Here is a 13259-nt window from a genome sequence, read left to right as displayed (position 1 = left end):
TTGTGCTAACCCTATTCTTTTCTAGTTAGCTTACCACAAATCCTTGTCAAGCAAAAAAAAAAGCTCCCTTGCGCAGGGAGCGTGGCCTGTAGCCTTCACGGAGTGCTTCCGAAAGTCTGGGTCACCTTGTACCAAAGCCGGTCCAGCAGCTGGTCGATCTTGCGTGTTTGACCGGCGATGTGAGCCGTGGAGGCCGTCAGCAGAGAGCCGTCCACAACCGTGACGCTGCCCTGCACGTCTCCCCGTACGTCGGCGATGCCGTTCTCGACCGTCAGGCTGCCCTTCAGATGGGCGCCTTCGGGAACGATGACCGTATGGCCGTCGATGACGACCTGTCTCAGATCGTCGCCGCGCACGATTAGCTCGGAACCGTTGTTGACGGCGGGCGCGAAGCTGGCCAGCATGACCAGCACGAATACGGCCGCTGCCGTCAAGGCAGGATGTCTGCGAATCCATCCCGTCCAATCTCTATGACGAGCCGGAGGGGGAATTTGTTTTATAATTCTTTCGGTCAGCGCCGCCGAAGCCGCAGGCGCAAGCATCGGCTCCCTCGGTTCCGTCATGGCGGAGGAGAGAAGCGCCTCGGTCTTCTCGAGCTGCTCGAAGCGTGCCCGGCATCCCGGACAGGAAAGCAGATGCTCCTTCAGAACGACGGCGTCCTCGCGGGGCAGCTCGCCGTCTATATAGTCATGCATCCAAACGATGGCGACATTGCATTTCATGGCAGCCAGTCCTTTCTTCAGGGAACGGATCGTTTCCCGATGACTTTTGAAAAACGCGCTGATCGGCGCTCTACTTCATAGCTTACGTTGCGAGATCACGTTGTGTTTCGTTTTTTTGAGCCTGTTATGCTGAGCCCTGCGGCTTATAATTTGTGCTCAAGCTTCTTGCGGAGGAATTCCCTTCCCCTATGGACGCGCGTCTTAATCGTCGTGACCGGCATATCGAGCACATCGCTGATTTCCTGCAGCGACAAGTCCTCCAGGTAACGCAGCACCATGACGGATTTGTACTTTGGAGGCAGCGTATCGATCGCCGTGCGGATGATCCGCTGGGTCTCCGACAGCAGCACCTCGTCCTCGGGGGATGCATCCTCGCTAGCGAACATGGAATAGCCGTCCAGCCCGTCATGCTCCGGCACCTCCGCGTCCAGCGAGAAGCCCGGCTTGCGGCGGCGCAGCCGGTCGATGGCCAGATTGGTCGTAATCCGGTAGATCCAGGTCGAGAACTTCATCGACTCGTCATACCGCTCCATATTGCGGAACACCCTCAGGAACGTCTCCTGAACGGCATCCTCAGCTTCCTGGCGGTTGTACAGCATCCGGTAAGCCAAATGGTATAACTTGTCCTGATACATGCCAACCAGATCCGCGAACGCTCGCTGGTCTCCCTTGAGCGCGAGCCGGATCAGGTTGGCTTCGATGGATTTCACTGCATTCATTCCTCCAGACTTGCCGGACTTTCCTTGGCGGGAACCTTCTGAGCCAGCACGATGCCGGCCAGAATCGCCGCGATGCCTCCCAGCTGGAGAGCGCTGAGCGTCTCTCCTCCGATCAGCCAGGCTGCCGCTGCCGCTACGGGCAGCTCCATGGCCCCCAGCAGCGCGGCGAGGCTGCTCCCTATGCGCGGAATCCCGATCGTTAACAGTAGAGTGGGGATGACTTGCCCGAGCAGCGCAAGCACGACCGCCCACAAGATGAGCCGGGGTTCGGCCGCTCCCGCCCATGCGCCTCTGCCGAACAGCGCCAGGACCAGTATAAATCCGAATGTGACCATAATAGCTGAAGCCGCGGCGGGATTGAGATCTCTCCGGAAACGTCCGGTTCCCGCCAAATACAGGCTGTAGGTGAACGCTGCGCCCAGTCCGCATAACAGCGGCATGACTGCGGCGTGCGGCCATGAAGCTCCGCCGATTCCAAGCGCGAGCACCGTGCCGGCAGCAATGACCGCCACGCATCCCAGCCTTCCCCATCCCGGAAGACGGCGGTTCCAGATACTGTCTAGCGCAATCGTAATCCAGGTGAACTGAAAAAGCAAGACGATGGCAAAGGAGGCTTTGAGCCCTTGCAGGGCTTGATTGTACAGCACCGTCGTCATCGCCAGTCCCGCCGTGCCGATCAGCGCGAGCCCGGTCCATTGTCCCAATGACAGGCGGGGGCGCAAGGAAGCGCCGCTGCGCCCCCTTGCCGCTCCAGCCGCGATCCACAGCATCGCAGCCCCGGCAGCCAGCTGATGGACGACGACCTGGCTGAACGTGTACCCGAATCCATACACATGCTTGATGAGCGGCGACATCAATCCGTAGCTGGATGCCCCGAGCAGCACGAGCAGCACGGATGTCCAATAGCTCCCTCTTGCCAGTCTCCCCATAGCCTCTAGACGCCCCTTTCAAGCCGGGAAAGGCAGCAAGAAGGCCGCAATGCTCATAGCTTGAGCAGTGCGGCCGCTTGCTGCCTTTCCTTCAGATGAACAAGTCACCCTTGTGTAGATGCGAGTTGCTTGTCGTTCAGGTTGTCAGCCTGTATTGCGGAGGCCTGCGGCAATTCCGTTGATCGTGAGCAGCACTTCGCGCAGCAGATGGGCGTTGTCGCCCTCTTCCCGGCGCAGCTCCGTCAGCAGCTCGACTTGAAGGTAGCTGAGCGGATCGACGTAAGGATTGCGCAAGCGGATCGATTCCTGAATGACCGGAACGTTGTCCAGCAAGTCTTTTTGTCCCGTAATGTCGAGGATGAACTTCAACGTCAAATCGTATTCCTCCTCCACGAGGCGGAAGATCCGGTCACGGACCTGTTCGTTCTGAATCATGCCGGCATATTCTCTTGCGATGATCAGATCGGCTTTGGCCATAGCCATTTGCAGGTTGTCGACAAGCGAGCGGAAGAACGGGAAGTCCTTGTACATCTCCTGAAGAGTCTGGAGCCGCTTCTCATCCGCTCCGGCATAACTCCGGAACGCGGTTCCGGCGGCGTACCAGGCCGGAAGCAGGTAACGGCTCTGCGTCCAGGCGAATACCCAAGGAATCGCGCGCAGATCCTCGAAGCGATCGCTGTTCTTGCGCTTGGACGGACGCGACCCGATGTTGAGCTCGCCCACTTCGGACAGCGGAGTCGTTCCCTTGAAGAACTCCATGAAGTCCGGATCCCGGAAAATGAGATCCTGGTATTTCCGCTGCGCCGTCTCGGAGATCTCCTTGGCGATTTCATCCCATTCCGGATTTTCAGGAGCCATCTGCTCCGGATGCATCGCCAGCCGCGCCGCGGTCAGCAGCGCCCAAGTCGCCTGCTCCAGGCTGCGGTACGCGATCCCTTGCATGGAGTAGCGCGACGAGAGCACCTCGCCCTGCTCCGTGATCTTGATTCCGCCTCCGATCGTATGCGGAGGCTGAGCGAGAATGCTGCGGCCGAGCGGCATGCCGCCCCGGCCCAGCGCGCCGCCCCGGCCGTGGAAGAACTTGAGCTTGACGCCGTATTGCGAGCCCGTCTCCGTGATGTCGTTGAGGGCCATGCGCAGCTCCCAGTTGGCCGTTACGACACCGCCGTCCTTGTTGCTGTCGGAGTAGCCCAGCATGATCTCATGCTGGTTGCCTCTTGCCTCGACGGCTTTGCGGTAGAGCGGCAGCTCGAACAGCCTCTTCATGATGTCAGGCGCGGCATGCAGATCGTCGATCGTCTCGAAGAGCGGCACCGACTGGAGCGTGCATCGCACCGAGCCGTCCGCTTCCTTGCGGAAGAGGCCGACTTCCTTGGCGAATACCATGACCTCAAGCATGTCGCTGGCGCCTCGGGTCATGCTGATCAGATAGCTGGAGATGCAATCTGTCCCAAACTCCTGCTGGGCGCGGTAGACGGTCTGATAGACGTCGAGGCATTCGCGGGTTCCTTCGGAATATTCCAGATGGCCCGACGTAAGCGGACGAGGATCTTCCAGCAGCTTGGCGAGCAGCCCGATCTTCTCTTCTTCGCCCAGCGCCGCATAATCCTCGACGATATGCATCTTCGCAAGAACCTCCGCCATGGCGTTCTCATGCTCCTGGCTGTGCTGGCGGATGTCCAGAGCGGCCATGTGGAAGCCGAACAGCTCCACCTGGCGGATCAGCTTGCGGACATGCGTATCGGCCGTATAATCCGCATAATGCGAACGCAGGCTGCGGTCGATGAGCAGCAGATCCTCCTTGAATTCATCCGGACTGCCGTAGCGCTTGGACGAGCTGCGAAGGGAATCGTCCCCTGTATTGACAAGCTTCTCGAGCATGTAGCTGAGCTTGATCTTGTACGGCTCCTTGGTGTTGCGCCATCTGTCGGCGCCGCGCAGCTCCACGCTCTGCTGATCCTTCGCGATGGAATCCATCAGCTCCGCCGGCACCTCCACGATGTTCGTGCTGAAGCTGAGAATCTCCATCCATTGCTTCAGGACGGTCTCGTACTTGCGGAGCGCGAGCTGCTTGTGCAGCGTCAGCGTCTCCCAGGTCACCTTGGCCTTGACGGAAGGGTTGCCGTCCCGGTCGCCGCCGATCCAGGAGCCGAACTTCAGGTAAGTCGGCACATGCCAATGCTCTTCCGGATAATACTTGTGAAGGCAGCGCTCCAGTTCCTCGTAGACGTTGGGAAGAACCTCGAACAGCGTTTCATCGAAATAGTAAAGGCCGTTGCGCACCTCGTCGATGACCGTCGGCTTGCGGTCGCGCAGCTCATCGGTCTGCCAAAGGATCAGCACTTCATTGAGCAGTCCTTCGCGAAGCTTCTCCCGCTCCCGGTAGGCCAGGTTCGGATTGTCCAGCTCCATCATGCCGACAGCGATCCGCTTGTGGATGTCCTGCACGACGCGGCGGGTCGCCTCCGTTGGATGCGCCGTCATGACGAGCTCGAGGGAGATGTCGTTCAGCATGGATTTCACGTCGTCGATGGAGATATGGCGCTCCTGCAGACCTTGGACAGCCGCTTCGATCGAGCCCGGCTGGACCGATTCTCCGGCTGAGCGCTCATAGTCCCGCTTGCGCCGGATCCGATGGTTCTGTTCCGCGATATTGACCAGCTGGAAATAGATCGCGAACGCGCGGACAACCTGATGGCGGATATCAGGGTCCAGCGTCGTAATCGTCTGTTTGAACTCATCGTACAGCTCCGTGACGAACTCGGCGCGCAGCGCCTTGCTCATCTCGCGGATTCTCTCCACGACTTCCAGCAGCTCCTCGCCGCCCTGGTGAACGAGTACATCCCCTAGAATATTTCCCAAGAAACGGACGTCGCGGCGCAGCAGGTTATTGGATTGCGGGCGATTCGCCGTTTGGGCGGTTACAGCCTGTTCCGACATTCTGTTCCTCCTCCAGGTTCCTTGCCCAAGGCGGGCGGAACCGCATCGTTAGCGTAGAGTGCATGAAATGGCTGATTTTGCAAACACGGTAAGCGCGGCTGCTCTCCTGCTAGCCCCGCTCCGGTTACCGGTACGCTGAATAACAAGGCGTCGTATCGAGGCGTACGGCAGGTTCATGCCATTACCTCAAACCCTTGCTGCTCAAACGTCATGTACGGCCGGCCCTCTGGCCCGTCTTACCCGCTAACTGGTGCCTAAAATCACTTTAATCATCATACTACAAAACCTTTTGGGATAGAAGACTGTCGAAGCCAGTATTTTTTGGCGAGTCACAGCGGTGAAGCAGCGGCATCCAGCGGCGGAATCAAAGAAAAAAGCCTTGAGTCGCTCAAGGCTTTTCGGCTTTGTTCCATATCGGCCGGCTGTCGTACCGGATCAGCTCGCTGACGGTAACGAACCGGTAACCCTGCTTCTTCAGGCTGGGGAGAATCTGTTTGAGCGCTTCGATTGTCTGCATGCTGTGCTCCACCCGGTCATGGAAAAGAATGATATCGCCGCTTCGCACGTTCCGCATGACTTTATTCACGATGGCGCTTGTGCCCGGCCGAGCCCAATCGCGCGTATCCTGATGCCATGACCAGAGGATCGTCATCATCCCTTCTTTTTTCATCGCTTGCAGCATCGGTTCGTTGTAGATGCCTCCCGGCGGCCGGAACAGCACCGGCTTGATGCCGGTAATGCCGGTCAGCACCGCCTGGCTGCGCTCCACTTCGCGGATCAGCTTATCCACTTGAGGCGGCTGCTTCATCAGATGGGTATAGGTGTGGTTAGCCACTTCATGGCCTTCCTCCGCCTCCCTCCTTACGACATCCGGATACTTCTCCGCATTTTTGCCGATGACGAAAAAAGTAGCCTTCGCTTCGTATTCCTTCAGTACGTCGAGGATGAGTGCGGTCTTTACCGGGTCAGGTCCGTCGTCGAAAGTCATCGCGATTACTTTTTGATCCGATTTCACTTCCCATAACGCCTGGCCCGTGGACTCGAAATAGTCTCTGCCCTTTTCCCCATGAGGCGCCGCGTACCCGGTACCGATAACCGCTGCTATGCCGAGCAGCATCCAGCGCGGCTTCTTCGCCGCACCGATAAATTTCTTCGTAGGCATCTTGCAACCCCCTTGCTTGGGCTAGGCAACCCAATAGTCATTCCGATTCAGGTTTCCCAAGGGGGGCGCAATCCATCCCAAAACCAACAATCAAAACAAAAAATCCCTGCCCGAGGGCAAGGATCCGATAGATTATGTATAGTATGGAGCGGGTGATGGGAATCGAACCCACGCTATCAGCTTGGAAGGCTGAAGTTCTACCATTGAACTACACCCGCAAACTAAATGGTCGGGATGACACGATTTGAACATGCGACCCCCTGGTCCCAAACCAGGTGCTCTACCAAGCTGAGCTACATCCCGAAATTTAAATGGCGTGCCCGGAGAGATTCGAACTCCCGACCTTTTGATTCGTAGTCAAATGCTCTATCCAGCTGAGCTACGGGCACACACTATGGAGCGGAAGACGGGAATCGAACCCGCGACCCTCGCCTTGGCAAGGCGATGCTCTACCGCTGAGCCACTTCCGCTTGTTGTCATCGCTTTTGTTCAGCGCGACAAGTAATAATATATCAGCTTGCCCAAAGGAATGCAAGTGTTTTTTTGAAATTGTTTTACGCTCTTTTAAACCTTCTGCATCTCCCGGATTTCCTGTAACATTTTGCCTCGTTCGGAAGCTTTGAGCCTTGGACAAGTATAGCAGTATTTGGCGAAGTCCGTCATGTACGCCAGGCAGCATGAAGCCCGCATCATGCTATGCTCTCCGGGCTTATACGGATTGTCCACGTATCTCATCGGAATGGCCAGCGGATTGCGGGCCAAGCCTACCTTCTCGCCGGACATTTCAGCCAGCACGTAACGGAAGTCCGATTCCAAGGACATGAATTCATTTTCTTCGGGCGAGTCTGCAAGCAATGTCGCCTTGGTATAGTTCAAATTCGTCGCCATGAGCCGCCACAGGTCGTTCTGGCGAACGCCGGACACATCAGCGAAGGTTCGGAAAATCGGTGCGATCAGCTCTCCGTATAAACGGTCCATGACGGTCTCCGGGTCTATAGCCGAGCCGTCGCCTTCCACGGTGACAAGCGTGGTGGAAGAAGGCATGAAGCCGATGGAAGCGTATGCTCCCGGTTTGGACAGCACGACGGTCCAATCCTGCGGATCCACCGACAGGCAGCCGCTGCGGCTGGCCAGAAGCCAGTGCACCGCGCCTGTGAGGCTTCTCGCCCAGGAACAGAAGTATGTAGCCGAAGGCTGGATCGATGTGGACGGAAGCAGGCCCGCATACAGCTTGAGGAACCGGGAAGCCGTGTCTGGCCGCGCCAGCTCCTCTGCGGTAGCCGTCATATGAATTCCATCGGGAAGCTCCCACAGCAGTCCATGCTTGTCTGAGAGCTTCTGCTTGATATCTGCGTTCATGGCTTATCCCTCGATTCCTAAAACTCCGTTTCCTAGGCGTTCTAGCGGCTCGAAACAGCCGCCTGCAGCATCTGCTGCGGCTACGATACCAAGGCTGCTGCCGATTCCCTGCGCTCTTCTTTTGGCGCCAAAGCATAGGGTAGGCACAGAGGCACTCCTGTACGCGGATCCGATACGATATCCGCTTCGATGCCGAATACATCCCTCATCACGGCAGGCGTCATGACTTCAGCCGGCGCGCCCTCAGCCAGAACTCGGCCTGATTTGATCGCGATCATATGATGGGCGAAACGCGAGGCATGGTTCAAGTCGTGGACGACCATGACAATCGTCCGCTTCGCCTTCTCGTTCAGCTCTTCAAGAAGCTGCAGAACGTCGAGCTGATGAGCCATATCAAGGAATGTCGTCGGCTCGTCGAGGAAGAGAATGTCCGTCTCCTGCGCCAGCGCCATGGCAATCCATCCCCGCTGCCGCTGTCCGCCCGACAGCTGGTCCACAGGACGATCCGCGAACTCCGTCATGCTCGTCGCCTGAAGCGCCCAGTCCACGATCTCGCGGTCTTCCTTGCGCATGGAGGCAAATCCCTTCTGATAAGGGAAGCGGCCGTAGGAGACAAGCTCCTGAACCGTCAGCCCGTCGGGAGCCGTCGGGTTCTGAGGCAGAATCGCCAATTCCTTGGCGACTTCCTTGGTGGCCTGCTTATGAATGGACTTTCCGTCAAGCAGCACCTGTCCGTTTTGAGGAGACATCAGGCGAGCCATCGTCTTCAGAATCGTCGACTTGCCGGAGCCGTTGGACCCTACCAGGGCCGTAATTTTCCCCTGAGGGATGCTCAGGTTGAGATCACGGACGATCTGTCTCTTTTCATAGGCTATATCCAGCTGGCTGGTCGTCAATCGAACCATGGCTGCAAGCTCCTCTCTGCTTGGACGGATCGCTGCGACCCGATTATTTGATAACGATTATCATTATACAATATATGATAACGGTTCTCAATTGAATTGTCAAAAGAATTATCGATTTCAGCCGCCCGGGACGGTTCAGCGGTATATTCGGGAAAAACAAAAAAACCTTGATTTCTCAAGGTTTTGTGGATGCGCGTAGAGGGACTTGAACCCCCACGCCGAAGGCGCCAGATCCTAAGTCTGGTGCGTCTGCCAATTCCGCCATACGCGCAAAATAAAAAAAAGTGAGCCATGAAGGACTCGAACCTTCGACACCCTGATTAAAAGTCAGGTGCTCTACCAACTGAGCTAATGGCTCGCAAATGGCTGGGGATTCAGGGATCGAACCTGAGAATGACGGAGTCAAAGTCCGTTGCCTTACCGCTTGGCTAATCCCCAACAGGCATATGGTGGAAGCTGAGGGGATCGAACCCCCGACCCTCTGCTTGTAAGGCAGATGCTCTCCCAGCTGAGCTAAGCTTCCTAAATAATTTGCCCAATGAACCATTTACTATGTAAAAACAAAAAAATGGTGACCCGTAGGGGATTCGAACCCCTGTTACCTCCGTGAAAGGGAGGTGTCTTAACCCCTTGACCAACGGGCCACGATTGTGGAGCTCTCAACCGGGATCGAACCGGTGACCTCATCCTTACCATGGATGCACTCTACCTACTGAGCTATGAGAGCAAATGGCTCCCCGAACAGGACTCGAACCTGTGACAACTCGATTAACAGTCGAGTGCTCTACCAACTGAGCTATCAGGGAATATGCGGTTTGCATTCAAAGCTTGCGCCTTGAAAACTGGATCGAACGAATAGGATGGATGCTGAGTCCATTTGCTTTTTCTTGCATGGCTAGCGAATCGTATTCGGATTCATTCTCGCCATGTCTCGCTCACGGTCATCGTCTTGCGACGATCTCCCGTGATGCTTGATCCATAGGATAAGCCCTCGACCGATTAGTATTCGTCAGCTGCACGCATTGCTGCGCTTCCACCCCGAACCTATCAACCTGGTCGTCTACCAGGGGTCTTACATACTGGGAAATCTCATCTTGAGGGGGGCTTCGCGCTTAGATGCTTTCAGCGCTTATCCCGTCCGTACGTAGCTACCCAGCGGTGCTCCTGGCGGAACAACTGGTACACCAGCGGTACGTCCATCCCGGTCCTCTCGTACTAAGGACAGCTCCTCTCAAATTTCCTGCGCCCACGACAGATAGGGACCGAACTGTCTCACGACGTTCTGAACCCAGCTCGCGTACCGCTTTAATGGGCGAACAGCCCAACCCTTGGGACCTACTTCAGCCCCAGGATGCGATGAGCCGACATCGAGGTGCCAAACCTCCCCGTCGATGTGGACTCTTGGGGGAGATAAGCCTGTTATCCCCAGGGTAGCTTTTATCCGTTGAGCGATGGCCCTTCCATTCGGTACCACCGGATCACTAAGCCCGACTTTCGTCCCTGCTCGACTTGTAGGTCTCGCAGTCAAGCTCCCTTATGCCTTTGCACGCTGCGAATGATTTCCAACCATTCTGAGGGAACCTTTGGGCGCCTCCGTTACATTTTAGGAGGCGACCGCCCCAGTCAAACTGCCCGCCTGACACGGTCCCTGTACCGGCTTCACGGTACCAGGTTAGAACTCCGATACGATCAGGGTGGTATCCCAACGGTGCCTCCACCGAAGCTGGCGCTCCGGCTTCTAAGGCTCCCACCTATCCTGTACAGATCGTACCAAAGTCCAATATCAAGCTGCAGTAAAGCTCCATGGGGTCTTTCCGTCTTGTCGCGGGTAACCTGCATCTTCACAGGTATTAAAATTTCACCGGATCTCTCGTTGAGACAGCGCCCAAGTCGTTACGCCATTCGTGCGGGTCAGAATTTACCTGACAAGGAATTTCGCTACCTTAGGACCGTTATAGTTACGGCCGCCGTTTACTGGGGCTTCGGTTCACAGCTTCGGGTTGCCCCTAACCGCTCCCCTTAACCTTCCAGCACCGGGCAGGCGTCAGCCCGTATACTTCGCCTTACGGCTTCGCACAGACCTGTGTTTTTGCTAAACAGTCGCTTGGGCCTTTTCACTGCGGCCCCCTCGGGCTATTCACCCTACCGAGGCACCCCTTCTCCCGAAGTTACGGGGTCATGTTGCCGAGTTCCTTAACGAGAGTTACTCCGCGCGCCTTAGCATGCTCTGCTCGCCTACCTGTGTCGGTTTGCGGTACGGGCACCTTCGCCTGGCTAGAAGCTTTTCTTGGCAGCTGGAGATCATGACCTTCGGTACTAAAGTTTCCCTCCCCATCACAGCCCAGCCTTACGGTTTGCGGATTTGCCAACAAACCAGCCTCACTGCTTGGACGGACACATCCATCGGTCCGCGTCACTACCCTTCTGCGTCACTCCATTGCTCGTAACGGCTTGCGGTGGTACAGGAATATCAACCTGTTGTCCTTCGACTACGCCTTTCGGCCTCGCCTTAGGTCCCGACTTACCCTGAGCGGACGAACCTTCCTCAGGAACCCTTAGGCTTACGGCGGATCAGATTCTCACTGATCTTTTCGTTACTCATACCGGCATTCTCACTTGTGTACTGTCCACCAGTCCTTACGGTCTGACTTCAACCTATACACAACGCTCCCCTACCCAAGTACCAAATGGTACATGCCATAGCTTCGGTGGTGTGTTTAGCCCCGTTACATTTTCGGCGCAGAGTCACTCGACCAGTGAGCTATTACGCACTCTTTAAATGGTGGCTGCTTCTAAGCCAACATCCTGGTTGTCTGGGCAACTCCACATCCTTTCCCACTTAACACACACTTGGGGACCTTAGCTGATGATCTGGGCTGTTTCCCTCTTGACGATGGATCTTAGCACTCACCGTCTGACTCCCGGTTATACATGACTGGCATTCGGAGTTTGACTGGACTTGGTAACCCTTGGCGGGCCCCGCACCCAATCAGTGCTCTACCTCCAGCATGCTCAACACCGAGGCTAGCCCTAAAGCTATTTCGGGGAGAACCAGCTATTTCCGAGTTCGATTGGAATTTCTCCGCTACCCCCACCTCATCCCCGAATTTTTCAACATTCGTGGGTTCGGGCCTCCAGTGCGTGTTACCGCACCTTCACCCTGGACAGGGGTAGATCACACGGTTTCGGGTCTACACCCACGTACTATGGCGCCCTATTCAGACTCGCTTTCGCTGCGGCTCCGTCTTCCCGACTTAACCTTGCACGTGAACGTAACTCGCCGGTTCATTCTACAAAAGGCACGCCATCACCCATATAGAGGGCTCTGACTTCTTGTAAGCGCACGGTTTCAGGTTCTATTTCACTCCGCTCCCGCGGTGCTTTTCACCTTTCCCTCACGGTACTGCTTCACTATCGGTCGCCAGAGAGTATTTAGCCTTGGCAGATGGTCCTGCCGGATTCCCACGAGGTTTCACGTGTCTCGCGGTACTCGGGATCCGTCTCGGAGGGAATGGACTTTTGGGTACAGGGCTTTTACCTCTTGTAGCGGGCCTTTCCAGACCTCTTCGCCTAACCCATTCCTTTGTAACTCCATGTGAGACGTCCCACAACCCCAGGAGGCAAGCCTCCTGGTTTGGGCTAATCCGCGTTCGCTCGCCGCTACTGACGGAATCACTATTGTTTTCTCTTCCTCAGGGTACTTAGATGTTTCAGTTCCCCTGGTATGCCTCACGCAGAGCTATGTATTCACTCTGCAGTAACTGGACATTACTCCAGCTGGGTTTCCCCATTCGGAAATCCCCGGATCAACGCTTGCTTACAGCTCCCCGAGGCCTATCGTGGTTCGCCACGTCCTTCATCGGCTTCTGGCGCCTAGGCATCCTCCGTGCGCTCTTAGTAGCTTAACCTAAGGCTGTATAGCCTGGTTAAGAAACAGCTAAGGATGTTTCAGCATTTCATATTCGTTCGTATCCAGTTTTCAAGGAACAAGTGTTTTTACGGATGAGCCGTCCACCGAGTGTTACCTCAGCAAAAGACACTTCCAATAAAATGGTTGGTGGAGCCAAGGAGGATCGAACTCCTGACCTCCTGCTTGCAAGGCAGGCGCTCTCCCAGCTGAGCTATGGCCCCGTATAAGGTTGTCTGCAAAGACAAATGGTGGGCCTTAGTGGACTCGAACCACCGACCTCACCCTTATCAGGGGTGCGCTCTAACCAGCTGAGCTAAAGGCCCTCGTCGATATTGACTTGGTTCCCATGTGGAGAACATTTTTTCCTCCAAACAGAAGAAAAAAACAAGAGCTCCTGTAGAAAGAGACTTGCTCTTTCAAAACTGACAACGAGTGAGTGACAAGCCGGTTGGAATCTTGCGATTCCGATTTGAAACCCGAGGGCTTCTCGTGGAGTGTCTGGCGACACTCCGAATTTGAATGCTTCCGTTGCAGGAAGCGATTCTCCATAGAAAGGAGGTGATCCAGCCGCACCTTCCGATACGGCTACCTTGTTACGACTTCACCCCAATCA

At 56.1% G+C, this 13259-nt stretch carries 7 protein-coding genes, 13 tRNA genes and 2 rRNA genes; all 22 read right to left on the bottom strand.

Translation table 11 applies throughout. The annotated features are described in order from the left end of the window. Positions 1-95 precede the first annotated feature (95 nt). On the bottom strand, positions 96-722 hold the full coding sequence (locus ACLBWT_RS06730; RefSeq protein ID WP_447662276.1) for a zf-HC2 domain-containing protein: 627 nt from the start codon (positions 720-722) through the stop codon (positions 96-98). Positions 723-865: 143 nt separating this feature from the next. Further along, a complete protein-coding gene (gene sigW / locus ACLBWT_RS06725; protein WP_447662275.1) occupies positions 866-1441 on the bottom strand; it encodes an RNA polymerase sigma factor SigW in 576 nt (191 codons plus the stop codon). Continuing rightward, positions 1438-2370 carry an EamA family transporter gene (locus ACLBWT_RS06720; RefSeq protein ID WP_447662274.1) on the bottom strand — a complete coding sequence of 311 codons (933 nt, stop codon included), beginning with the start codon at positions 2368-2370 and terminating at the stop codon, positions 1438-1440. Before ACLBWT_RS06720 ends, sigW begins: the two co-directional genes overlap by 4 nt. Before the next feature lie 144 nt (positions 2371-2514). After that, positions 2515-5310, bottom strand: a complete 2796-nt coding sequence (ppc, locus tag ACLBWT_RS06715; RefSeq protein WP_447662273.1) for a phosphoenolpyruvate carboxylase — start codon at positions 5308-5310, stop codon at positions 2515-2517. A gap of 388 nt (positions 5311-5698) precedes the next feature. Beyond that, positions 5699-6472: a polysaccharide deacetylase family protein gene (locus ACLBWT_RS06710; protein WP_447662272.1), complete on the bottom strand. Its 774-nt coding sequence runs from the start codon at positions 6470-6472 to the stop codon at positions 5699-5701. A 144-nt stretch (positions 6473-6616) separates the two neighbouring features. Continuing rightward, positions 6617-6690, bottom strand: a tRNA-Gly gene (locus tag ACLBWT_RS06705). Between the two features lie 8 nt (positions 6691-6698). Beyond that, positions 6699-6775, bottom strand: a tRNA-Pro gene (locus tag ACLBWT_RS06700). Positions 6776-6784: 9 nt separating this feature from the next. Then, positions 6785-6861, bottom strand: a tRNA-Arg gene (locus tag ACLBWT_RS06695). Positions 6862-6867: 6 nt separating this feature from the next. Then, positions 6868-6942: transfer RNA gene (locus ACLBWT_RS06690), tRNA-Gly, on the bottom strand. A gap of 94 nt (positions 6943-7036) precedes the next feature. Continuing rightward, positions 7037-7831: a (2Fe-2S)-binding protein gene (locus ACLBWT_RS06685; protein ID WP_447662271.1), complete on the bottom strand. Its 795-nt coding sequence runs from the start codon at positions 7829-7831 to the stop codon at positions 7037-7039. An 80-nt stretch (positions 7832-7911) separates the two neighbouring features. Beyond that, a complete protein-coding gene (locus ACLBWT_RS06680) occupies positions 7912-8736 on the bottom strand; it encodes an ABC transporter ATP-binding protein (protein ID WP_447662270.1) in 825 nt (274 codons plus the stop codon). 190 nt (positions 8737-8926) lie between these two features. Further along, positions 8927-9007 (bottom strand) — tRNA-Leu (locus tag ACLBWT_RS06675). Positions 9008-9021: 14 nt separating this feature from the next. Continuing rightward, a tRNA-Lys gene (locus ACLBWT_RS06670) sits at positions 9022-9094 on the bottom strand. Positions 9095-9099: 5 nt separating this feature from the next. Beyond that, a tRNA-Gln gene (locus tag ACLBWT_RS06665) sits at positions 9100-9174 on the bottom strand. A 9-nt stretch (positions 9175-9183) separates the two neighbouring features. Then, positions 9184-9259: transfer RNA gene (locus ACLBWT_RS06660), tRNA-Val, on the bottom strand. A gap of 46 nt (positions 9260-9305) precedes the next feature. Continuing rightward, positions 9306-9380 (bottom strand) — tRNA-Glu (locus ACLBWT_RS06655). 7 nt (positions 9381-9387) lie between these two features. Continuing rightward, positions 9388-9463 (bottom strand) — tRNA-Thr (locus tag ACLBWT_RS06650). 3 nt (positions 9464-9466) lie between these two features. Further along, positions 9467-9542 (bottom strand) — tRNA-Asn (locus ACLBWT_RS06645). Positions 9543-9715: 173 nt separating this feature from the next. Further along, positions 9716-12644 (bottom strand): 23S ribosomal RNA (locus tag ACLBWT_RS06640). A 147-nt stretch (positions 12645-12791) separates the two neighbouring features. Continuing rightward, positions 12792-12867 (bottom strand) — tRNA-Ala (locus ACLBWT_RS06635). Positions 12868-12892: 25 nt separating this feature from the next. Further along, positions 12893-12969, bottom strand: a tRNA-Ile gene (locus ACLBWT_RS06630). Between the two features lie 228 nt (positions 12970-13197). Beyond that, positions 13198-13259 (bottom strand): 16S ribosomal RNA (locus ACLBWT_RS06625); the annotation flags it as partial.

It is taken from the genome of Paenibacillus sp. D51F (assembly GCF_053345695.1).
This window is presented reverse-complemented; position numbering and strand designations above follow the sequence as displayed.

What these genes read in the sequence shown, in the direction of transcription:
- ACLBWT_RS06680 (WP_447662270.1), bottom strand. Translation starts at nt 8,736, where the DNA reads ATGGTTCGATTGACGACCAGCCAGCTGGATATAGCCTATGAAAAGAGA.
- ACLBWT_RS06720 (WP_447662274.1), bottom strand. Translation starts at nt 2,370, where the DNA reads ATGGGGAGACTGGCAAGAGGGAGCTATTGGACATCCGTGCTGCTCGTG.
- sigW (WP_447662275.1), bottom strand. Translation starts at nt 1,441, where the DNA reads ATGAATGCAGTGAAATCCATCGAAGCCAACCTGATCCGGCTCGCGCTC.
- ACLBWT_RS06685 (WP_447662271.1), bottom strand. Translation starts at nt 7,831, where the DNA reads ATGAACGCAGATATCAAGCAGAAGCTCTCAGACAAGCATGGACTGCTG.
- ppc (WP_447662273.1), bottom strand. Translation starts at nt 5,310, where the DNA reads ATGTCGGAACAGGCTGTAACCGCCCAAACGGCGAATCGCCCGCAATCC.
- ACLBWT_RS06730 (WP_447662276.1), bottom strand. Translation starts at nt 722, where the DNA reads ATGAAATGCAATGTCGCCATCGTTTGGATGCATGACTATATAGACGGC.
- ACLBWT_RS06710 (WP_447662272.1), bottom strand. Translation starts at nt 6,472, where the DNA reads ATGCCTACGAAGAAATTTATCGGTGCGGCGAAGAAGCCGCGCTGGATG.